The organism is Paenibacillus sp. DMB20 (assembly GCF_000987955.1).
Lineage (GTDB): Bacteria > Bacillota > Bacilli > Paenibacillales > Paenibacillaceae > Paenibacillus_AQ.
The window spans coordinates 75,750-97,830 of record NZ_LAZU01000018.1; the positions used below are offsets into that span (position 1 = coordinate 75,750).

The following is a 22,081-nucleotide window of genomic DNA, read 5'->3' on the forward strand; positions in this document are numbered from 1 at the left end:
CTAGTACCACTTTATGCAGGAGAGACAACCATCAGACCAAACGCCGTGTGCCGGGAAGTGGCATGAGACATTCCGGAGGGAAGGGAAAAGAATGAGAAAATCCGTTAGACCAAGTGGCTTGAGAGTACTTGTATATCTGCTGCTTATTGCAATTTTATTGTATGTGGTTGTCTATATGCCTACGCCCTATTTGATTTATCAGCCTGGAAGCGCCGAGGAAGTCAAGCCGATGATCACGGTGGAAAAAGGAGATCCCGAGGAGGAAGGGACGTTCATGCTGACCACCGTGTCCGCAAGCTATGCCAATATAGCACTGCTGGTCATGTCGGCGTTCAACTCCAACTCCGAGATCGTGGAAAAGGAAGAGAAACTCGGAAACCAAAGCAAGGAAGAGTATGCCGCCACACAAGTATATTACATGAACTCGTCCCAGTCGCTTGCCATGGAAGCGGCTTATCATGCCGCAGGCATTCGCTACAGTATCGTCCCAGATTACATGTTTGTCATTTCGGTTCCGGAGAATTCCGCCAACCGTAAATGGTTTCATCCAGGCGACAAGCTGATATCGGTGGACGGCAATCCGGTTACGGATAACGGCAAGCTTGCGGAGCAATTGTCGGCCTTGAAGGTTGGGGATGTGGTAGAAGTGAAGCTGGAGCGAGGCGGCAAGCCGGTGGCGGCCGATGTGCCCCTCATCCCGATCAAGGACGATAAGACGGGATCGGAACGGCCGGGACTCGGTGTGATGATCGCCACCATGCAGAAGATTGAGCCGCAAAATCCCGATGACCGGATTGCTTTTGCGGACACCGAAATCGGTGGACCTTCCGCGGGTTTGATGTTTACGATGGAAATTTATAACCAGCTTACCCCCGGGGATTTGACCAAGGGCTACCGGGTGGCCGGCACGGGGACGATCGATAAGGAAGGAATCGTGGGGCCGATCGGCGGCGTCAAGCATAAGATTGTTGCAGCCGACCGAAAGGGTGCCGAGTATTTCTTCGTTCCCCGAAAGAATTATGACGAAGCGAAAGGAAGAGCCGACCGAATCGGCACCGGGATGAAGCTGATTCCGATTGACAAGCTTCAAGACGCTCTGGATTATATGAACGGCCTGCCTCCTAAAGGGTAACCGGAGGCAGAAGATAGTCGCCGTATATGAAAGAAACGGACGGACGGGGGCATGCGTTCCCGTAGACGGCCGAGGCCTGCAGATCCAGCCTGAGCTGGGGATGGTCTAACACGGACGGTTTCATTATGACAGGTAATGAAGCCGTCTTTTTCATCTGCTTCAGCAAAGCCTGTCCTTTTGAAGTAAAGCCAAGAACGCGTAAATAGCCCGGCCCCTGGGCCAGCTGTTCGCGCGTCATTTCACCTTTGGCGTGGTTAAGCAAAATATGAAGCAGCATGCGCTGCAGTTTCGTTCTGGTGTACCGTTTGGTTTTCAAGGCGTCGATCAATTGGCCGACCTTGGGCTCGCCAAGCAGGGGCAATACCTTTTGGATGCGGTATTCCAGCCCCTCGCTGACCTCATGAAGCTGATCGAGCTCGCCCGGGGATCGGGTCAGCAGCGCATGAAACAGCGGCAGCCGGAAGCTTTCCCAATCATTCGGGCCCTGGCCGGCGTCAAATTCCCTCCGAAGTATTTCGTAAACATAGCCGGGGATATAAGGGGAAGCGGCTTCGAGACCCTGCTCCAAAATAAGCCTGCGCACGGAAGTGGCGCTGGCAATCGAAGAGACGGCAGGAACCTGGTCGTGATATTGAGCGCCTTTCCGGGGAATCGTATAAGGTACGATTTCGCTTCCAAGCCGCTTAAGAGCGATCAGATAATGAAGTCCGAGCGAATTGTTGGGCTTTGCAAGCTGCTCCGCGATGGTGTCTGCGGACGCCTTTGATCCGGAAACGGCGGCGGCAGCGGCGGCGTAGGCGTTCGGAAAGCTGATGCCTGAGGACATGCGGAGGGCTATTTCCTCCCGAAGCTTTTCGCTTTCCTCAGCCAGGCTGTCCGCCAGGGGAAGCAGCGTATCGAGCGAACCGCTCTCGGATCCGAAGCAGAGGCTGTCCACCACGCCGGTTGCTGCGAGAAGAGCCACAGCCCCGTGGGCAAACCACTCGGCCGGCTGCACGGCGTAAGCCGTCGGCAGCTCGATCACAAGATCGGCGCCCATGCGAAGCGCCATTTCCGTCCGGGCACGCTTCCCGACCAGGGCGGGCTCTCCCCGCTGCAGGAACGGACCGCTCATGACGGCTATGACGGAATCGGCTCCCGTGATTGCCTTGGATTGCGTATAGTGAAGCACATGCCCGTTGTGTAAAGGATTGTATTCCACGATGATTCCGACTGTTTTCACAAAACCTCGACTCCTTGCTAAATGAGGTTATCCAGAAAGAAAATTCCGGTTTTTTTGAGCTTGTCCTAAAAATATATCATAATTGGATATCGTTGTACCGCAAGAACAAATTGAAGCAACACAACCTCACGGTACGTGATATACTGGAAAACATGATTGCGGAGCGCAAACTTGCAGTGAATCCTGTTGACAAAAGCCCGGATGGATCGGTATAATAATCTTTGTTTGTTTGGAGTGATGGATATGCTTATTCAATTTCGAAAATTGACAACCAGCGATCAACCGTTACAGTTCCATCAAACTGTGGATGTCAGCCAGGCCTTGAAAGGCAGGAAGGATATTATCGCGGCAGAACCGCTTACGGCGGACCTGAAAGCGACGCCTTCCGTCGACGGTTCGGTAGACGTTCGTGGCCGATTGCAGGGCAGACTGGAGATGAAATGCTCCCGCTGTCTCAAGCCGGTTACCGAGCATGTGGACATCCCTTTTCATGAAGTATTCCAGCCGGTAGACCATCCTGACAGCGTTCAGGACGAGGATGACGACATCACATACGTGCAAGGCGAGAGTGTGGATCTCACTCACTATGTGGAGGAAGCATTGCTGCTCTATCTGCCGCTGGCCCCGGTGTGCAGCGAGGATTGTCTAGGCCTTTGCCCGAACTGCGGCAGGGACTTGAACGAAGGCTCCTGCGATTGCGACACCGAAGTGATCGACCCGAGGCTGGCCGGGCTGAAGGACTTTTTTTAAATGATGATGGATTTGACATCCCGTTTTGCGGGTTGACCTGATAAGGAGGTGGGAACATGGCAGTACCTCAACGTAGAACGTCCAAAACACGTCGTGACAAGCGTCGTACTCACTTTAAACTGGCTGTGCCGGGCATGGTGAAATGCGAACAGTGCGGAGAATTGAAACTGGCTCACCGCGTATGTAAAGTGTGCGGAACGTACAAAGCAAGAGAGATCATCAAACAATAGTTTTATTACAAGTAGTACTTCATCTTTGGTGAGGTGCTATTTTTTTGTCCGGCTCTTTCTTTTTAAGCTGACATCCTTTATACTAATTCTTAGTACCAGGTTCTAATATTAAGGTTTAATTTTTACATAGAATAGAATGGCGCCCCCGCGGCAGAAGGAGTTGCATCGTCATCGAACGTCTATCGAAAAAAAGACCGTCACCAGCGTTTGATCCAGTTGATCGACGATAACCCTTTTGTCACCGACCGTGAGCTGACGCGTCAGCTTAAAGTAAGCATTCAGACGATACGCCTCGACCGGATGGAGCTGGGAATCCCCGAGCTGCGAGAGCGGATGAAGCAAATGGCCGAGCACTCCTACGATCAGGTCCGTTCGCTTTCCCTGGAGGAAGTGATCGGGGATGTGGTCGACCTGCAGTTGGACAAGAGCGGCATTTCGATATTCGAAATCCGCGAGGAGCATGTATTCAGCAAAACGAAAATCGCCCGGGGCCACTACGTGTTCGCCCAGGCGAACTCGCTGGCGGTCGCGGTCATTAACGATGAGATCGCGTTGACTTCGTCGGCCGACATCCGTTTTTTGAGGCAGGTTCGGCTGGGAGAGAAGTGTATCGCGAAAGCGTATGTTCGTTCCCACGCGGGACAGAAGGCCAAGGCGAAAGTGGAAGTGTTCACCTATGTCGGCGACGAGATGGTGTTTCAAGGGAATTTTGTCGTCTACCGGTCGGCCGGCGAGTGACAAAGCGAAGGAGGAAGCTGCATGAGAATTGCTATAGACGGCATGGGCGGCGACAACGCGCCGCAGAGCAATGCGGAAGGCGCGTTGGCTGCGGCGCGGGAATGGAAAGACACGGAGATCATCCTGGTCGGGGATGAGGCCAAGATCGGGCCTTTGATCCAGGACAAGCCGTCCAATCTGGTCCTGCGTCATGCCGGCGAAGTGATTGAAGCGGAAGACGAGCCCGTGAAGGCGGTCCGGCGCAAGAAGGATGCCTCAATGGTGGTTGCGGGCAGAATGATTCGCGAAGGCGAGGCGGATGCCATGATTTCCGCGGGGAACACGGGAGCGCTCATGACGACGGGATTGCTTGTCGTGGGCAGGATGGCGGGCATCGAGCGCCCGGCGCTGGCACCCATGATTCCGACGCTGGACGGGAAAGGCGTGCTGGCGCTTGACCTCGGCGCGAACATGGATGCGAAGCCGGAGCATCTTCAGCAGTACGCCCTAATGGGCAGCCTGTACCGTGAAAAGGTCCATGGCGTATCCAAACCCCGGGTCGGGCTTCTGAATGTGGGCACGGAACCAGGTAAAGGCAACGAGCTGATGAAGCATGCGTTCCCGCTGCTGGAGCAGCTGCCGATTCATTTTGTCGGCAATGTCGAGGCCCGCGACGTCATGAATGGCGTATGCGACGTGCTTGTGTGCGACGGTTTTGCCGGGAACATCCTTTTGAAGTCGATCGAAGGAACGGCGGGCGCGCTTTTTTCTTTGTTGAAGGAGCAGTTCGGACAGTCCCTCAAAACGAAGCTGGCTGCTGCCTTGATGATGCCCCAGCTCCGGAACCTGAAATCCGTCATGGACTACAAGGAGCACGGGGGAGCGCCCCTTCTTGGATTAAGCGGGCTTGTCATGAAGAGCCATGGCTCATCAGACGGAAACGCGATTAAGAATGCCGTGCGCCAAGCCCGGACAGCTATGCAAAATCGCTTGGTCGAAAGCATTTCAAGCGAAATCAGCGGGAAGTGAGTGAGAACATGAACAACAATTTACGTCCGGTCGGAATTGTAGGGGCAGGCAAGTACGTCCCTGAACAAATATTAAGCAACAGCGATTTGGAAAAAATGGTGGATACCTCGGATGAATGGATCGTTTCCCGAACGGGGATCCGCGAACGGCACATCGCATCGAAGGAGGAGGCGACTTCGGACCTGGCTTACCAGGCGGCGCTCAAAGCCCTGGAATCCGCAGGAATGTCCGGTCAGGATCTGGATCTGATCATCGTGGCCACGGTGACGCCCGATATGTTTTTCCCTTCGACGGCCTGCCTGCTGCAGGACCGGCTCGGCGCCAAAAAAAGCGGCGGCCTTCGATTTGTCCGCAGCCTGTTCGGGTTTTGTGTACGGTCTTGCGACTGCCACAAACTTCTTGCAGACCGGAATGTACAACAACGCATTAGTCATCGGGGCGGATTGCTTGTCCCGGATCACGGATTACACCGACCGGAATACCTGCGTGCTGTTCGGTGACGGCGCCGGCGCCGTTGTTTTGGGCGAAGTGCCGGAAGGGCGCGGTTTCCAGGCGTTTGATCTCGGCGCTGAGGGCGCCGGCGGCGCCCACCTGTATTTGGAGGCCGGCGGCTCCCGTCTGCCGGCTTCCGCCGAGACGGTGGAAGCGAAGAAGCATGCGATCTACATGAACGGCCGCGAGGTGTTCAAATTCGCCGTTCGCGTGATGAGCTCCGCTACCGAGCATGTTTTGACCAAAGCGGGTACGTCCAAAGAAGACATTGACTTGTTCATCCCGCATCAGGCGAATATACGCATCATCCAATCGGCGATGGAGCGTTTGAACCTGCCGCCCGAGAAGGTTGTCATCAACGTGGACAAGTACGCGAATACTTCAGCCGCTTCCGTGCCTCTGGCTTTGGTGGAGGCTTTTGAGGAAGGCCGGATCAAGGAAGGCGATACCATTCTGATGGTCGGCTTCGGCGGCGGCTTGACCTGGGGCGCTTCCGTTCTCAAATGGTAGCTTCACCGTAGAAAAGTTTGATGCAAGCTGAAAGGAGCCGTTCTTTTGGGTAAAATCGCATTTGTGTTTCCTGGGCAGGGCGCCCAGTCCGTAGGCATGGCAAAGGATGTGTACGAATCTATTCCGTCATCCCGGAAGGTTATCGATCAAGCGGATAAAATATTGGGTTTTTCGCTCAGTTCCATGATGTTTGAAGGCCCGGAGCAGGAACTGAAGCAAACTTACAATACGCAGCCTGCGCTGCTGACCGCCAGCGTGGCTTATTTGGAGGCCTTGCGTGAAAAAGGGATTTCTCCCGACTATGTAGCGGGTCACAGCCTTGGCGAGTACAGCGCCCTCGTGGCGGCCGACGTGATGACGCCGGCGGAGGCGGTCGCCGTCGTCCGCGCCCGCGGCGAATTCATGGAGCAAGCCGTCCCCGGCGGACAGGGAGCCATGGCGGCCGTCCTCGGCGCGGATCGCGAGGCTTTGAGCGGGCTTTGCGCCGGGATTACCTCCGAAGGCAAGCCGGTGGAGCTCGCCAACATTAACTGTCCCGGGCAAATTGTCATTTCGGGCACGGCTGAAGGTGTGGCAGCCGCTTCCGAGCGCGTCAAGGAAGCCGGAGGGAAGCGGGCGATTCCGCTGGAAGTCAGCGGACCGTTTCACTCTTCCCTGATGAGGTCGGCGGCGGAACGCCTTGAGGTTAAGTTGAAGGAAGTTAAGCTGGCTGAGCCGTCCGTGCCTGTCGTCGCCAACGTGACCGCTCGTCCGGCAAGCGACTCCGGGCAGATCAGGTCGCTGCTCGTCGAGCAGGTCTACTCGCCGGTTTTGTGGCAGGACAGCGTGGAATGGATGATCGGCGAAGGGGTTGACGTTTTCGTGGAAATCGGACCGGGAAGCGTCCTTACGGGCTTGATCAAGAAGATCGACAAAAACGTAAAGCTGGTCAATATCAACAGCCTAGACAGCATTCGGGAGCTTGAAGCATTGGGCTAAGCCGCCTAAAGGTCCCGAATGCCGGGTAAACTCGGGGAAAGGAGGTATAATTATGACAAAACCTTTGAATGGGCAGACTGCTCTTGTAACCGGCGCCTCGCGCGGGATTGGCCGGAGCATTGCGCTTGCATTGGCCGAGCAGGGAGCGAACGTCGCCGTCAATTATTCCGGCAATGAAGCGGCAGCCGCCGAGGTCGTGGAGGAAATCCGTGCCAAAGGTGTAGAGGCCATCGCCCTGAAAGGCAACGTGGGCAACAGCCAGGAAGCGGATGCCCTGGTGAAGCAGGTTGTCGATACATGGGGCAGAATCGATATTCTGGTGAATAATGCCGGGATTACAAGAGATAATTTAATCATGCGGATGAAAGAGGAAGAATTCGACCAAGTGATTGAGACGAACCTCAAGGGCGTATTCAACTGCCTTAAGGCGGCTACCCGTCCGATGATGAAGCAGCGCTACGGCCGCATCATCAATATTTCCTCTGTTGTCGGAGCCCTGGGCAATGCCGGTCAGGCCAACTACGTTGCCGCGAAAGCGGGGGTGATCGGACTGACCAAATCGGCGGCCCGGGAGCTTGCGTCCCGCGGAATTACCGTGAATGCCGTCGCGCCCGGGTTTATCGACACCGATATGACGCGGGAGCTGCCGGAGGATCTGCGCGAGAAGATGATGGTTGACATCCCGCTCGCGCGTCTTGGAAAGCCGGAGGAAATCGCTGAAGTCGTTACATTCCTTGCTTCATCCGGAGCGTCTTACGTGACGGGACAAACCCTTCACGTGGACGGCGGCATGTACATGTAAACCCCGGCCTTTTGGCATTGCAGATGCAGAGGCCGGAACAAAAAAACGTTTTCAAATGCCTTCTATGGCAATTTGAATTCATATCTCGTATAATTACCAAAGAGGAGGTGAGCCGGATGTCCGATGTATTGGAACGCGTGAAACGCATCGTCGTCGACCGCCTGGGTGCTGACGAAGCCGACGTTACACTTGAAGCATCTTTCAAAGATGACCTTGGTGCTGATTCTCTCGACGTAGTAGAATTGGTGATGGAATTGGAAGATGAGTTTGATATGGAGATCTCTGATGAAGATGCGGAGAAAATTACGACCGTAGGTGAAGTTGTGAAGTACATACAATCTCATACCTAAGTCATAAAGTTAAGTCCCGTTCTTTTTTTGAAAGGCGGGACTTCTCCTCATTTCGAGAAATCGGTTCTCATGTTCAAATGTAAGTACTGATAGATTATTGCTGCCTGAGGCCCCGGACTTTGGGAAAGTCAAGGCAGTCCATATAGAGGTGAGTCTGTTTGAAACAAAGAGTGGTTGTTACAGGTATGGGCGTCATGACCTCCTTGGGTCAGGATATCGAAACATTTTGGAACAGTTTGATGAACGGCAAATCCGGCGTGTCTCACATCGAGGCTTTCGACGTCAGCGATTATCCGACCCGGATTGCCGCATCGGTGAAGGATTTTAATCCGGAAGACTACATGGACCGCAAAGAAGCGCGCAAGATGGACCGGTTCGTTCAGTTTGCGGTTGCGGCCGGCAGCAAGGCGCTGGAAGACAGCGGGATTAGAATCGGCGAGAATGCGGATGCGGAACGCGTCGGCGTATCGATCGGTTCGGGGATCGGCGGTTTGGGAACCTGGGAAGACCAGCACAACGTGCTTTTGGAAAAAGGACCGAAGCGTGTCAGCCCGTTCTTCATTCCGATGATGATCGCGAATATGGCATCCGGCCAAATGTCGATCAATCTGGGCGCTAAAGGCCCGAACACCACCCAGGTAACGGCATGCGCAACAGGAAGCCACTCCATCGGAGATTCCATGCGCATCATTCAGCGGGGGGATGCCGATATCATGGTATGCGGCGGCGCCGAGGCGACCATTCGTCCAACGGGCATGGCAGGCTTCTGCGCGATGCGCGCGATGTCAACCCGCAACGACGAACCCGAAAAGGCCAGCCGGCCGTTCGATACCGGCCGCGACGGTTTCGTCATGGGAGAGGGCGCCGGCGTTCTGATTCTTGAATCGCTTGAGCATGCCCAAAAACGGGGCGCCAAAATTTATGCCGAGGTCATCGGATACGGTTTGAGCGCCGACGCTTACCATATTACGGAGCCGGACCCGGACGGTGCGGCCCGCTGCATGAAGATGGCGATCCGCGATGCGGGCATCCGGCCGGAAGACATTGATTATATCAATGCGCACGGCACATCCACGCCGGTCGGCGACCGTTCGGAAACGGCAGCGGTCAAAATGGCGCTTGGCGACCATGCCTACAAGGTAGCCGTGAGCTCAACCAAATCGATGACGGGCCATCTCCTTGGTGCGGCTGGCGGCGTAGAGGCCATTATTTGCGCGCTGAGCCTTAAAAACCAAATCATCGCTCCTACCATTAACCTGGAGGATCAGGATCCGGAATGCGATCTTGATTACGTGCCGAATGAACCAAGGAAAGCCGAGTTGGACGTCGTGATGTCCAATTCGTTCGGATTTGGCGGTCATAACGCCACCATAATCCTGAAAAAATTCGCGTAAGTAAGGGGACAGTGTGTTGAGTGGAGATCTGAAGCAGTTACAGCATAAACTTCATATCCAGTTTCGTAACGGAATGCTGCTGAAGCAGGCCTTTACCCACGCTTCATATGTCAACGAACATCGTTTTAGCCAAAGTCAGGACAACGAGCGTCTAGAGTTTTTGGGCGACGCGGTACTGGAACTCACCGTGAGCGAGTTCTTGTACAACCTGTACCCCGACCGGCCGGAAGGGGAACTGACAAAACTCCGGGCTGCGATCGTATGCGAGCCCTCGCTGGTCAAATTTGCGGAAAGACTTGATTTTGGCCGGTATGTGCTATTAGGCAAAGGAGAAGAAATGACGGGCGGGCGTACCCGCCCGGCACTTCTTGCCGACGTGTTCGAGTCGTTTGTGGGAGCGCTATATCTCGATCAAGGGTTGGAAGCCGTCCGTGCCTTCCTGAGTGACCATGTGTTCCAATCGGTTACCGTGAACGGCCGCCCTCATATGAGTGATTATAAGACCGAGCTTCAAGAGCTTACGCAGCATCACGGTATGGGTACGCTGGAATACCGCATTGTTGAAGAACGGGGACCTGCGCATGAACGTGAGTTTGTCTCTGAAGTATTTATGGGAAGCGAATGTCTTGGACGCGGCAGCGGCCGATCCAAGAAGGAAGCTGAGCAGCAGGCAGCAGCGGTTGCTTTAAAGCAGCTGAAGCGCGCTAACGCGTAAGCGGGCCGCCTTGGAGGACAAACAAAGAGCAAAGATCAGTCAAGCGGATAACCTGAGAGCCGAGGCTACGACTGTTTTTTTGCTCTTTTTTCGTTGTCCTGCGTTGTTAAATGACGGATGGTTCACCGGCAGCGCGCCGCTTCCTTTTAAAGGATGTCAGCGGCAGATTGGGATGAGCCGATATGGTACAATAACGGTAGAGGTGATTTGGGATATATGTTTTTGAAACGGATTGAATTAGCGGGTTTCAAATCGTTCGCCGATAAGACCGAAATGGAATTTGTGCGGGGAATCACCGCCGTGGTGGGACCGAACGGAAGCGGAAAAAGCAATATTTCCGACGGCATACGTTGGGTGCTGGGCGAACAGAGCGCAAAATCACTTCGCGGCGGCAAGATGGAAGACATTATTTTTGCCGGCAGCGACGCCCGGAAGGCCGTTAACTATGGAGAAGTCTCGCTGACCCTGGATAACGGGGATCATGTGCTTCCCCTGGATTTTAACGAGGTGACCGTTACCCGCCGCGTTCACCGCAGCGGAGACAGCGAATATTTTATCAACAAGCAGTCATGCCGGCTGAAGGATATTACCGAGCTGTTCATGGATACGGGCATCGGCAAAGAGGCTTATTCGATCATCGGACAAGGCCGTATCGAAGAAATATTGAGCACGCGTTCGGAAGACCGCCGGGGCATATTTGAAGAGGCCTCCGGGATCGTTAAATATAAATCGCGCAAAAAGGAATCCGTCAGGAAGCTGGACGAGACGGAGCAGAACCTGCTTCGGATTCATGACCTGGTCACGGAGCTGGAGGATCAGATCGGTCCCCTGAAGGAGCAATCCGAGAAAGCGCTGAAATACAAAGAGCTAAAGGAACAGCTCAAGCGGAAGGAAATTTCGCTTTACGTGTATCAGATCGAGCAGATCCACGGGGCATGGAGCGAAGCGAACGAGAAGCTGGAGAAGCTGAAGGAAGAGCAGCTGGCCCTGTCCACGGTTGTATCCGCCCATGATGCCAAGCTGGAGAGCGACCGTTCGGCGCTGCGCCAGCTGGAGGACGAAGTGGAAACGATTCAGAATCAGCTGCTGCAGTTCAGCGAAGCCTTTGAGAAAAGCGAGGGTTACGGCGAGCTGCTGAAAGAGCGGCGCCGCAACCTTGAGCGTACGCGGGAGCAGCTCTCGCAGAGCGTGGATACCGGCGATTCGCGGTTAACCGAACGCCAAGAAGAGCTTGCACGGATGAAGGACAAACTGGCCGCGCTGCAAACGGAATTGACGGAGCTGCGCGATCAGCTGTCGGCCGAGGAAGCCAAGCTGGTCGGCGTGACCGGAGGCATCAGTCAGCAGCAGGAGGAAAGCCTTAAAGGCAATCTCCTGGAGCTCATGAACCAGATGGCGCAGGCGCGCAATGAGATCCGCTACGCGGACCAGCAGCAGGAGGCGCTGGAGCGCCGGATGAACCGGGCACGGGAGGAATCCGGCAAATGGGATGTCCAGAAGGAGGAGCTTCTTCGCCGCAAGGAGCAGATTGATCGCAGCGTGGAGCGCTTCGGCAAGGAAATTGCGGAGCTGCGAAGCGGATATATAACGGAGAGCGAACGGTACCAATCGCTGCAGAAACTTCTGGACGAAAGCCAGGGAGCACTCCGCAAATGGGAACAGAAACGGGAGGCGCAGATTGCCCGCCGGGATACGATGAAGGAAATGCAGGATGATTTTGACGGGTTCATGCTGGGCGTCAAGGAAGTGCTTAAGGCTTCCCGCAAGTCTGCGCTGCAGGGCGTTCACGGCGCCGTAGCCGAACTGATCCGGGTCCCGGAAAAGCTGGAACTTGCCATGGAAACGGCCTTGGGCGCATCCGTGCAGCATATCGTCATGGAGAACGAAGCCGTATCCCGTCAGGCGATTTCCTTTCTGAAGCAGCGGCAGCTCGGCCGGGCAACGTTCCTTCCGCTGGACGTGATCCGTCCCCGGCATGTATCTCCCTCTGACCGTTCCATGGCGGAGGGAGAAGCCGGGTTTGTCGGCTTCGGGTCCGAGCTCGTGCAGTACGACCCGAAATACAGCAATATTGTAGGGAGCCTGCTCGGCAATGTCGTCATAGCCGAAACGCTAGAGCAGGCCAACAAAATCGCTGCCCGCTTCCAGTACCGTTACCGCGTCGTCACCCTGGAAGGGGATGTCGTCAATGCCGGCGGTTCCATGACGGGCGGCAGCCATCATAAAAAAAAGCAACAACCTGCTTGGCCGCAAACGTCAGCTGGATCAGCTGGACCAGGAAATTGCCGAGACGGAAAAGCAGATCGTCAAGCTCCGCCAGGGAATCGAACAGGTTCGCGGCCAAATGACCGAGTCCCAGGATAAGCTCGACCAGCTGCGAAAAGCCGGCGATGACAAGCGGTTGGAGGAGCAGCAGGCTGCGAGCGACCGCAAGCAGCTGGAGCACGAGCTCCGTCATGTGCTGGAGCAGGCCGAGCTTGCGGGCCAGGAGAAGACCAACCATGAGCAGGAAGCGAAGGAGATCCGCGAAAGCCGGGAGCGTGCCGTGAAGCAGCTTGCGGATCTCGAGAATGAGGAAAAGGCGACCCATCAGGCCATCCAGGCTGCCGAATTCGCCCGTAAAGCGAATGAATCGGCAAAAGAAGAACTTCAAAGCCAGCTGACCACCTTGAAGGTGCGGGAAGGCAAGCTGGATCAGGAAATTTTCTCGCTGGAGGATCAGCTGAAACGGCTGCAGTCCGACGTGGACAACCACGAAAAGGAGCAGCGCCAGAACCGGACGATGCTGTCCTCGGTTCTGGCGGAGCTGGAGCAAAATGCCGCCGAAAGCGTGAAGCAAATAGAAGACTTGAATCAATACCGGCTGAAGAAGGAAGAGGCCTCGAAGCAGCTTGAGTTTAAGCGCGCCTCCCGTGCTCAGCTCAGCAAGAAGCTGGAGCTTGAAGAAAACGAGACCCGGGAGCAGCGGAACCAGCTGAAGGCGGTTGAAGACCAGCTGCGCCAAACGGAGATCGGCGTGAACCGGCTGGATGTGGAGCTGGAGAACATTCTTAAAAAGCTGAGCGAGGATTACGAGCTGAGCTATGAGCTGGCGAAGCAACGGTATCCGGTGCCGGAGGATGTGCCTGCCGCGCAGAATGAAGTGCGTGATCTGAAGCGGAGTTTATCGGCTCTTGGCGAAGTGAACCTCGGTGCCATTGAGGAATTCCAACGGGTGAACGAGCGGTACCAGTTCCTGAGCGAGCAAAAGGCTGACCTCGTCGAAGCCAAGACCACCCTGTACCAGGTCATCAAAGAAATGGACGACGAGATGTCCAAGCGCTTTAAAACGACTTTTGACGCCATCCGGAAGGAATTCGTAACCGTATTTTCGAAGCTGTTCGGCGGCGGACGGGCCGATCTGATTTTGATCGATCCCGACCGGCTGCTGGAGACGGGCATCGACATCGTGGCACAGCCGCCGGGCAAGAAGCTTCAGAACCTGCAGCTGCTCTCCGGCGGGGAGCGCGCCTTGACGGCCATGGCGCTGCTGTTCGCCATCCTTCAGGTCAAGCCGGTGCCGTTCTGCGTGTTGGACGAGGTGGAAGCGGCGCTGGACGAAGCGAACGTCGTTCGTTTCGCCCAGTATCTGCGCGAATTTTCGGAGCAAACGCAGTTTATCGTGGTTACGCACCGCAAAGGCACGATGGAGGAAGCGGATGTTTTGTACGGCGTTACGATGGAGGAAGGCGGAGTTTCCAAGCTTGTATCCGTCAAGCTGGAAAACGAAGAACCCGAGATCGCCTGATAGAGATCCTAATATAAACCACATGGAGGAGACGTATGAGCTTTTTTAAGAAATTGAAAGAGAGCATTTCCAGTAAAACCGAAAGCGTAACGAAGCAGTTCCGCGACGGTCTGGAGAAGACCCGCAAAGGACTGGTGGAGAAAGTATCGGACCTGATCATCCGCCGCAAAAAAAATCGATGAAGAGTTCTACGAGGAGCTTGAGGAGATTCTGATCGGGGCCGACGTCGGCGTGAATACGGTCATGGACCTCATGGACGACCTTCGCGCGGAGGTGAAGAAACGCCGCATCGAGGATGCTGCCGATCTTCAGCCGGTGCTGTCGGAGAAGCTTATGGAGCTGCTGCGCGGCGACAATAACACCGAGCTGAGAATGAACCCGGACGGGATTACGGTCATTCTGTTTGTCGGCGTCAACGGGGTAGGAAAGACGACAACCATCGGCAAATTGGCCCACCGATTCAAGCAAGAAGGCAAAAAAGTGCTTCTGGCCGCCGGCGATACGTTCCGCGCAGGGGCGATCGAGCAGCTTGAAGTATGGGGGGAACGCGTCGGGGTTGAGGTAATCAAGCAGCAGCCCGGCTCGGATCCGGCCGCCGTTATGTTCGATGCGGTACAGGCGGCGAAGCAGCGGCAGGCTGACGTGCTTCTGTGCGATACGGCGGGACGGCTTCAGAACAAAACGAATCTGATGGAGGAGCTCAATAAGATCTTCCGCGTCATTCAGCGGGAAATTCCAAGCGCTCCGCATGAGGTGCTGATGGTGCTGGACGCTACGACAGGCCAGAATGCGCTGAGCCAGGCCAAGCTTTTCGGCGAGAAAAGCGGCGTAACGGGGCTTGTGCTGACCAAGCTTGATGGAACGGCCAAGGGCGGCATCGTCGTGGCGATCCGTCAAGAGCTTAACCTGCCCGTGAAACTCGTCGGCCTGGGCGAAAAAATGGGCGATCTGCAAACATTTGATTCCGAACAATTCGTGCATGCGCTCTTTGCAGGATTGATCAAAGAAGAAGAGGGCAATGAAGAATCCGTATAAGGATCTGACTTAGTTGCGCTTTAACGCAAAAAGAGGACCGGTAAGGTAAAAACCGGTCCTCTTTTTTCGCGAATCAGGATGAAACAATGCGAACAAACTCGATGGAACGAAGCGGTATGATAGCAAGGTCCGTCGGAGGCCCGTAAATGATGGGAGGGACCTTCAGCGAAAGGGTTCCGCCGCTTACCCCCGCTACGGTTCCAACAATGACATCGCCGGCTACCGTAACTTCCGCATCCGAGCCTATAAAGCCCTTAAGCCAATCGGTATAACGCATAGCCATCCTCCTTTCCCTTCAGAATTTAGTAAACCGTTGTGATGCTCGAGAACGGAATGAGCACAAGGTCTCCCGAAGATTCCCGAATTTGGACGGCATCGACCGCCGTAGCCAGCACGACGCCTTTCAGCGTGGCAAACGTGGTGTTGATTTGAACGGATTGTCCGGTCCGGCTGCTGAAGAAATCGATAAGTTCCGGAATGACAACCAGTCCGGTCATGACTTGATCCTCCAGCTCCTCAACGCGGTCCGCCAGCAATTCCGTTTGTTCGGATAAAACGTCGACCTTGCGGGACAATTTTTTCACTTTGGCGGCCAAACGGCCGCAGAAAAGGAATCGGCACATGGGTTAATCCCTCCTTTCGCAGGTCATATGGAATTCAATGTCTTTCTTTAATTGGTGCAGGGAAGCCCTGCTGATCTGTTCCGTCGTGCGGATCTTGGGCATCGCTTGATGGACGAGAGCCGGACTTTCTTTCAAAAAACGTCTCGGCCTGCTCAATCATCGATTCCAACGGAAGTCCGTAATCGTGGAAATACCGATCCAGCCCAAAGGAGCCGAGAAGGCTTTTGACCTTGTTCATCCGGCTGAAGGCCAGTACCGGTACCCCGCCGCGCAGCGCGGCAAGCGCCGGATGAAGTTTAAAGGTGATCAAATAATCGACGGATTGGATATAACTGTAGGTCAGTTCCAGATCCTGCAGGAACGGAAGCGTTTCAATGGACGATCCCGGATTTTTTTCCTTGATGTTTTTTTGAAGCCGCAGGCAGGTCTGATGGTCCGCAAACTGGTTTCCGGGATGGTGAATGACGGGGATGAGGACGATGTGGTATCCGAGCCGGATGAGGTGAAGCAGCAGGTCCGTCATGTTTTGAACCGGAAAAGAATCGTATGCGAACACGCAAACGCCGATGGTCTTTTTCTTTGAAAAGCGCTTTACGGGTATGGACGGCTCCCGGTAACCGAACACGATGTCCGGAGCGGTCTCGGCATTTTCGTGGAAACAGGCTCTTCTGGCGATATCCGTGGAGCGTTCGTCGCGGAATATCGCCCGTTTGGCGCCGGAAATGAAGGAGCGGTACTGAGCGACCTGGTCTGCCGGCCAGGTGTGTTCCGGGTAAGCGTCGACAATGCCTACGCCGTATACCCAAGTCGGACGTTTTTTCAAAACAGGGGGGAAATAATAGCTGTTGAAGGAATACGGGGTGATGAGATCGCCTCCGCCGATAATCACGGCATCCGTTAGTCCGGGATCCAGATAACGGGTCCAGGGATAAACGTGATGGTCGTTGAAGATTTGTCGCAGGGTATGCAAAAATAAATCGTCTCCAAAGTTCCCCATCCCGTAATATCCCGAAACGGCAATTTTCATTGCGATCAACCTCCTTTGTCTTGTATTTTCATCCAGTCGCCAAAAACGTTCCCCGCTGCGCTGGCTTATGCTTCCGGGATGCAGTACGCGGTGGTAAAGCAGCTTGGGAATCCGAACCATGGGGTATAGGCTCAACAGTCTTGACGTAATCTCGATATCCTCGAACACCCGCCCCCACGCGTCTTCCCGCTTCGTCCAACCACCCACCGCCTCCAGGGCTGCTTTTCGGTAGAAGCGGGGAACGGGGGGGATGAGGACGGTGCCGCTTGTCATGCTCCGGGTTCGTGATCAAGGCAGAGCTTTGCTTCTCCTCATCGGGAATCACGCATCCTCTCCAGCTGCAGCCCAACTGGCGGCTCCGAAACCAACAGCCGTAATGGCCCGTCCCGATTCCGGCCAAGGGTGCGGCTTCCATGGCCGCTACCAACTTCCCGATCGCGTCGGGAGGGAGCCAGTCATCCCCGTCAAGCTCCATAATGTAACGCCCTGTCGCCTGCTCCAGCAAACGGTTCATCATGCAGGCTTTCCCCCGGTTGGCGTTTCCCTCGAGAACATGAACCCTTTGGTCTCTCGCAAACAGCGCTTCCCGAACCGTGCCGTCGTCTGACGCATCATCGCCGATCCACAGTTCCCAATTTCGATACGTTTGGGCCAGCACCGAACGGATGGTCCAGCCCAGCGTGTTTTGCATGTTGTAAACACTGACCAGGACGGAGACCTTGGGCGTGGAAGCTCCCGGGCTCTCCGAACGGCTCCATTCATCGCAAGCTTCGGAAAGCGGTCCGCCGCAGGGAGTCCTGAAAAGGACCGGAGATATATGGGCCAGTTCGGCCTCATGAAAGCCGCGGCTGCCCGGCGGCGAGATTTTGCGAACCGTTCCGAGATCCGGGAGCTCTGCCGGAGAAGAAGCGGTTGTTTTTTGCTCTTCGGCATGAGTAGTGAGTCCTTGCCCGGCAGCCAGATCAAACGGCAGAAACCGTGCCGCAGGCAGCCGGCCGTTCCAGTTCGCCAGACGGCGGATCAGCCGCTCTCTCCTCCAGAGGCATGGAATGCCGCCAGCATGAATGCAGTCTACCGCCGCCGGAGCTGTACGGTTTAGCTCTGCATTCCCCGGGAGCGGTCCTTTGCAGGGAGGGATAGAGCCCAAAGGCCAGTAAACCCACTCCCCCGCCGCTTGCCTCGCGCCCTGCAAAACTTCGTCGCGGTAGCGGATGACGTCGTCCGGGCTGAAGCCGGACGGCCGAACCCGCAAGACTTTAACGGCGCTCAAAGGGAATTCATCCCTTTGGCGGCGAGCACGCTCCGAATGACTTGATCCGCCTGCATTCCGCGTTCGATCCAGCGGTTTTGCCGGGCATATTCCACGCGTGCCTTTTTCTTGTCGTCATCGTCCGGCGTCGCCAGCATGCCGGCAAGCTTGGCAACAAATTCATCATGGGTGGTGGCGGTGGTGACATGAGGCTCCATCCGTATGCATTCCGGAAGCGCCGTGGACAGGACCCTTACGCCGGCAGCCATGTATTCGTAAGCTTTAACCGGGTTGGTGGCCAGGGTAATCGGGTGGTATTGAAAAGGAATCAATGCTACGTCCACATGTTTCAGGTACGCTTTTAATTCCCCGTGAGGCTTCTCGCCCAGGACATGGACGTTTGGCAAATGCCTGTAGTCGCCGGTGCTTCCGTAGGGAGCGCCAATCGAAACGAACAGTACCTGCGGAAAAGCGGCTGCGCATTTGGCAAACAGCTCGTGATCCACCCAGTAAGCCCAAGCGCCGATATAAGCCGCGACCGGGCCGGCCGGAAGGTCGGAGGGTCTGCCTTGTTCGGGGAGCTCAAAAAAAAGACGGATCCGCGCCGTTCGGAATAAGGGTCAGCGGTTTATCGGGATGGGCCAGATTTAGTCTTGAGCGGATAACCTCTGCGGTGCAGACAAGGTGATCGGAGGCCTCAATCATTTTCGGTTCGAATTTGGCCCAGTGGGGAAATTCATCGCAGCAATCATAGATGACGGCATCCGGGCTGTACAGGGTCTGAATCCGGGTGCGAAGCTTGGACCAGGTGGTCCAGACCACGACGGGATGTTCCTTGCGGAGCCGGGGGAGTTTACGGTAGAGAAATGTTTTGATATCCGTGAACGCGTACACGTTTTTTTTCGACTTCGCGGAACTCCCGGTCGAGCGGGGCCAGGTTTTCAAAATACACCTGATGTCCCAGGGCGCCCAGCTGTGTCATCAACTGCTGCGGACGCTGCTTCATATAAGACCAGTTCATGGTTTTCGGATAAATAATGACGGCCAATGGCTGTTCCTCCTTTCCTCGTTCTGTCAGCAGTATATGCATTGATAGCTTCATAGAACTGGATGGATGAACCTTTTTGAAAAAAAAGATTGAATTTTTTCCGTTATACCGCAATAACCAGGCCATTCTTTGAAACTAGCGTATCCATAAAATATATGACTTCTTAAGGAATGGTAGGAATGGATGAGAGAAAGGCGCTGTTTATTTTCGGAACCAGGCCGGAAGCCATTGAGATGGCCCCTTTGATCAAAGAATCGGAGAAAGCGCCGGGATACCGGCCGGTCGTGTGCGTTTCGGTTCAGCATAGGGAGCTGCTGGATCAGGTTCTTGCGCTCGCTGGATTTGGATTCGCCGAGGGCTTATAATAATGATAAAGATTAGGACGAAAGGATTTGGATTATGGCGAATACGCATACCTACCCCCGCCGTGAAGAGATAGCCAATGCCGTTACCCACGGGATCGGGGCCGCTCTCAGCGTGGCCGCCCTTGTGCTGCTGATCGTTTTTTCGAGTCTGGAAGGAACGGCATGGCATGTGGTGAGCTTTACCATTTACGGTACGACGATGCTGCTGCTGTATTTGAACTCCACCCTGGTCCACAGCTTCAAGGAAGGCAAAGCGAAGGATATCTTTGAGTTTCTCGACCATTCCTCCATCTATCTGTTCATCGCGGGGACTTACACGCCGTTTTTGCTTGTCGCGATCCGCGGCACCCTGGGCTGGACCCTGTTCGGCATTATCTGGGGAATCGCCCTGTTCGGCTGCATTTTCAAAGCGTTTTTTCGTGAAACGATTCCTGTTTATGTCGACCGTATTTTATATCGCGATGGGGTGGCTTATCGTCATTGCTTGGAACCCGCTGACTTCGGTCGTGGCTCCTCAAGGAATGAACCTGTTGGTTGGCGGAGGCCTGCTGTATACGATCGGGACGATTTTCTACGTATGGAGGGCATTTCCGTTCCACCACGCCATTTGGCATTTATTCGTTTTGGCGGGCAGCGTGCTTCACTTTTTCGCCGTACTGCTTTACTTGCTTCCCATCGGTTAACCGAGGCGAGTGGGAGCAAACCGGGTTGATTTGTCTGCCCGTTTGACTGATGAAGGATGACAAGGATAAATGCTTGACATCCTTCATTGTTTTTTGTATGATAAGGTTCGTCAAGTGAACTGTAAAGTGTTTTCCCTTGACGAGGGGGTGCCTTAAAATGAGTCAGGACAACCGGCTCGAGAAAACGAACCGGATCAATCTGCTGTTCGATTTCTATGAACAACTGCTTACCGAGAAGCAGCAGACGTTTTTTAAAGCACTACTTTCATGAGGATTTTTCCCTGGGGGAAATCGCGACCGAGTTTGAAATCAGCCGCCAGGCCGTGTATGAGCATATCAAGCGCGCCGAACAGGCCCTCGAAATCTACGAGGAAAAGCTGGGGCTTTTGAAAAAGCACGAGGAGCGGCTTCGCCGGATCGAAGAGCTGCGCAGTCTTGTGGACGGCAGCGTCGGGAAGGACCAAGACAGGAAATTAATAAACGACAAGTTGAATCAATTAATGATATGGGATTAATAAAGCAGGACGGAGGTGGCGAATATGGCGTTTGAAGGATTGACCAGCAGGCTGCAGAACGTGTTCAGCAAGCTTCGCGGCAAAGGCAAGGTGTCCGAAGAAGATGTAACGGAAGCCATGCGCGAGGTTCGCCTGGCGCTTCTTGAAGCCGACGTCAACTTCAAAGTGGTAAAAGAGTTTGTGGCCAAAGTCAAAGAGAAAGCCGTCGGCAAGGAAGTGATGGACAGCTTCACGCCGGGAATGGTCATCATCGATATCGTCAACAAGGAATTGACGGAATTGATGGGCGGAAGCCAGGCCAAACTCGCAAAGAGCACCAAGCCTCCGACGGTCATCATGATGGCTGGCCTGCAGGGGGCGGGTAAAACGACGACCTCCGGCAAGCTCGCCAAGCTTTTGCAGAAGCAGAACAGCCGGCCGCTGCTCGTAGCGGGAGACATTTACCGCCCGGCGGCGATCAAGCAGCTCCAGGTATTGGGGGAGCAGATCAAGGTTCCCGTTTTCTCCCTGGGGGATAAGACAAGCCCGGTGGAGATCGCGAAGCAGGGATTGCAGCATGCCAAGGACAACAACCATGACTATGTCATTATCGATACGGCCGGACGCCTTCATGTCGATGAAGAGCTGATGGAGGAACTGAAGCAGATTCACAGCGAAGTGAAGCCGGATGAAGTTCTGCTTGTGGTCGATGCCATGACAGGCCAGGACGCGGTCAATGTGGCGGAGAGCTTCAATCAACAGCTGCAGCTGACCGGGGTCGTGTTAACGAAGCTGGACGGCGACACCCGCGGGGGTGCGGCATTGTCGGTCAAGGCCGTCACCGGCTGTCCGATCAAGTTTGCCGCGCTTGGCGAGAAGATCGATGCCCTGGAGCCGTTTCATCCGGAACGCATGGCCTCCCGTATTCTCGGGATGGGCGATATGCTGTCCTTGATCGAGAAGGCCCAGTCGAATATCGATGCCGAGAAAGCCAAGGAAATGGAACGGAAGATGCGCAATGCGGAATTTACGTTCGAGGATTTCCTGGAGCAGATGGATCAGGTGAAAAAGCTCGGTCCATTGGATCAGCTGATGGACATGATCCCGGGCATGGGCAAGATGAAGCAGGCTAAAGATCTCAAGGTGGACGAGAAGCAGATGAGCCGGATCGAGGCCATCGTGCAGTCGATGACCACGGAAGAGAAGCAGCAGCCGGACATCATCAACCATAACCGGCGGAAGCGGATTGCGGCCGGCAGCGGAACCTCGCTGGCCGAGGTTAACCGTCTCATCAAGCAGTTTGATGAAATGCGCCGCGTGATGAAGCAGTTCTCCGATATGATGGGGCCGAAAGGCGGCAAGAACAAAGCCTTGAAGCAGTTAAAAGGTCTGGCTGGCAAGGGAATGAAATTTCCTTTCCGCTAAGCTTTAGATAGGTTTGACATTTTT

Annotated in this window: 20 protein-coding genes and 5 pseudogenes; 17 read left to right on the forward strand and 8 right to left on the reverse strand. The window is 54.9% G+C overall.

The window, feature by feature from the left end; translation table 11 throughout:
* Positions 1 to 91: 91 nt before the first annotated feature.
* Entirely contained in the window at positions 92 to 1,132 is a 1,041-nt protein-coding gene (locus XI25_RS06555; protein WP_046677901.1) for a SepM family pheromone-processing serine protease, read from the forward strand.
* On the opposite strand, the gene XI25_RS06560 is transcribed toward XI25_RS06555, so the two are convergent.
* Positions 1,122 to 2,354, reverse strand: coding sequence for a nucleotidyltransferase (locus tag XI25_RS06560; RefSeq protein WP_046677902.1), 1,233 nt, complete (start codon positions 2,352 to 2,354; stop codon positions 1,122 to 1,124). The genes XI25_RS06555 and XI25_RS06560 overlap by 11 nt on opposite strands.
* A gap of 243 nt (positions 2,355 to 2,597) precedes the next feature.
* Here XI25_RS06560 and XI25_RS06565 point away from each other — a divergent pair, with 243 nt between their 5' ends.
* From XI25_RS06565 to ftsY, 12 genes and pseudogenes are all read left to right on the forward strand, one after another.
* Positions 2,598 to 3,104, forward strand: a complete 507-nt coding sequence (locus XI25_RS06565; protein ID WP_046677903.1) for a YceD family protein — start codon at positions 2,598 to 2,600, stop codon at positions 3,102 to 3,104.
* A 56-nt stretch (positions 3,105 to 3,160) separates the two neighbouring features.
* Positions 3,161 to 3,334, forward strand: coding sequence for a 50S ribosomal protein L32 (gene rpmF / locus XI25_RS06570; protein WP_006211382.1), 174 nt, complete (start codon positions 3,161 to 3,163; stop codon positions 3,332 to 3,334).
* Between the two features lie 207 nt (positions 3,335 to 3,541).
* Complete coding sequence (gene fapR / locus XI25_RS06575; protein WP_046677904.1) at positions 3,542 to 4,072, forward strand: transcription factor FapR; 531 nt, start codon at positions 3,542 to 3,544, stop codon at positions 4,070 to 4,072.
* Positions 4,073 to 4,093: 21 nt separating this feature from the next.
* Entirely contained in the window at positions 4,094 to 5,080 is a 987-nt protein-coding gene (gene plsX / locus XI25_RS06580; protein WP_046677905.1) for a phosphate acyltransferase PlsX, read from the forward strand.
* An 8-nt stretch (positions 5,081 to 5,088) separates the two neighbouring features.
* Positions 5,089 to 6,082: pseudogene (locus tag XI25_RS06585) on the forward strand (beta-ketoacyl-ACP synthase III).
* 45 nt (positions 6,083 to 6,127) lie between these two features.
* Positions 6,128 to 7,060, forward strand: coding sequence for an ACP S-malonyltransferase (fabD, locus tag XI25_RS06590; protein ID WP_046677906.1), 933 nt, complete (start codon positions 6,128 to 6,130; stop codon positions 7,058 to 7,060).
* Between the two features lie 52 nt (positions 7,061 to 7,112).
* Positions 7,113 to 7,862 carry a 3-oxoacyl-[acyl-carrier-protein] reductase gene (fabG, locus tag XI25_RS06595; protein WP_046677907.1) on the forward strand — a complete coding sequence of 250 codons (750 nt, stop codon included), beginning with the start codon at positions 7,113 to 7,115 and terminating at the stop codon, positions 7,860 to 7,862.
* Positions 7,863 to 7,978: 116 nt separating this feature from the next.
* Positions 7,979 to 8,212 (forward strand): acyl carrier protein, encoded by a 234-nt coding sequence (gene acpP / locus XI25_RS06600; protein WP_046677908.1) that lies wholly within the window; start codon positions 7,979 to 7,981, stop codon positions 8,210 to 8,212.
* Positions 8,213 to 8,370: 158 nt separating this feature from the next.
* Positions 8,371 to 9,606: a beta-ketoacyl-ACP synthase II gene (gene fabF / locus XI25_RS06605; RefSeq protein WP_082112240.1), complete on the forward strand. Its 1,236-nt coding sequence runs from the start codon at positions 8,371 to 8,373 to the stop codon at positions 9,604 to 9,606.
* Between the two features lie 16 nt (positions 9,607 to 9,622).
* Positions 9,623 to 10,321 carry a ribonuclease III gene (rnc, locus tag XI25_RS06610; RefSeq protein ID WP_046677910.1) on the forward strand — a complete coding sequence of 233 codons (699 nt, stop codon included), beginning with the start codon at positions 9,623 to 9,625 and terminating at the stop codon, positions 10,319 to 10,321.
* 216 nt (positions 10,322 to 10,537) lie between these two features.
* Positions 10,538 to 14,108 (forward strand): annotated as a pseudogene (smc, locus tag XI25_RS06615) (chromosome segregation protein SMC).
* A 35-nt stretch (positions 14,109 to 14,143) separates the two neighbouring features.
* Positions 14,144 to 15,143: pseudogene (ftsY, locus tag XI25_RS06620) on the forward strand (signal recognition particle-docking protein FtsY).
* Positions 15,144 to 15,216: 73 nt separating this feature from the next.
* On the opposite strand, the gene XI25_RS06625 reads toward ftsY, so the two are convergent.
* The 7 genes from XI25_RS06625 to XI25_RS34220 all read right to left on the reverse strand — a co-directional run bounded on the left by XI25_RS06625 (position 15,217) and on the right by XI25_RS34220 (position 19,090).
* On the reverse strand, positions 15,217 to 15,420 hold the full coding sequence (locus tag XI25_RS06625) for a hypothetical protein (protein WP_046677911.1): 204 nt from the start codon (positions 15,418 to 15,420) through the stop codon (positions 15,217 to 15,219).
* A 25-nt stretch (positions 15,421 to 15,445) separates the two neighbouring features.
* Entirely contained in the window at positions 15,446 to 15,766 is a 321-nt protein-coding gene (locus XI25_RS06630) for a hypothetical protein (RefSeq protein ID WP_046677912.1), read from the reverse strand.
* A 34-nt stretch (positions 15,767 to 15,800) separates the two neighbouring features.
* Positions 15,801 to 16,793 (reverse strand): polysaccharide pyruvyl transferase family protein, encoded by a 993-nt coding sequence (locus tag XI25_RS06635; protein ID WP_235439702.1) that lies wholly within the window; start codon positions 16,791 to 16,793, stop codon positions 15,801 to 15,803.
* 28 nt (positions 16,794 to 16,821) lie between these two features.
* The gene (locus XI25_RS31075; RefSeq protein ID WP_052759475.1) at positions 16,822 to 18,063 is read right to left on the reverse strand and encodes a glycosyltransferase family 2 protein; all 1,242 of its coding nucleotides are present in this window, start codon (positions 18,061 to 18,063) and stop codon (positions 16,822 to 16,824) included.
* Positions 18,060 to 18,548 (reverse strand): glycosyltransferase, encoded by a 489-nt coding sequence (locus XI25_RS34210; protein WP_235439705.1) that lies wholly within the window; start codon positions 18,546 to 18,548, stop codon positions 18,060 to 18,062. The genes XI25_RS31075 and XI25_RS34210 overlap by 4 nt, the downstream gene beginning before the upstream one ends.
* A gap of 76 nt (positions 18,549 to 18,624) precedes the next feature.
* Entirely contained in the window at positions 18,625 to 18,864 is a 240-nt protein-coding gene (locus XI25_RS34215) for a hypothetical protein (protein WP_235439706.1), read from the reverse strand.
* A gap of 31 nt (positions 18,865 to 18,895) precedes the next feature.
* Positions 18,896 to 19,090, reverse strand: coding sequence for a hypothetical protein (locus XI25_RS34220; protein WP_235439707.1), 195 nt, complete (start codon positions 19,088 to 19,090; stop codon positions 18,896 to 18,898).
* Positions 19,091 to 19,269: 179 nt separating this feature from the next.
* On the opposite strand from XI25_RS34220, the gene XI25_RS06650 reads away from it, so the two are divergent.
* The 4 genes and pseudogenes from XI25_RS06650 (at position 19,270) to ffh (ending at position 22,057) form a co-directional block, all read left to right on the forward strand.
* On the forward strand, positions 19,270 to 19,455 hold the full coding sequence (locus XI25_RS06650) for a hypothetical protein (RefSeq protein WP_046677913.1): 186 nt from the start codon (positions 19,270 to 19,272) through the stop codon (positions 19,453 to 19,455).
* Positions 19,456 to 19,489: 34 nt separating this feature from the next.
* Positions 19,490 to 20,138, forward strand: a pseudogene (trhA, locus tag XI25_RS06655) (PAQR family membrane homeostasis protein TrhA).
* 157 nt (positions 20,139 to 20,295) lie between these two features.
* Positions 20,296 to 20,653, forward strand: a pseudogene (locus XI25_RS06660) (putative DNA-binding protein).
* A 24-nt stretch (positions 20,654 to 20,677) separates the two neighbouring features.
* Entirely contained in the window at positions 20,678 to 22,057 is a 1,380-nt protein-coding gene (ffh, locus tag XI25_RS06665) for a signal recognition particle protein (RefSeq protein WP_046677914.1), read from the forward strand.
* Positions 22,058 to 22,081: the final 24 nt, after the last annotated feature.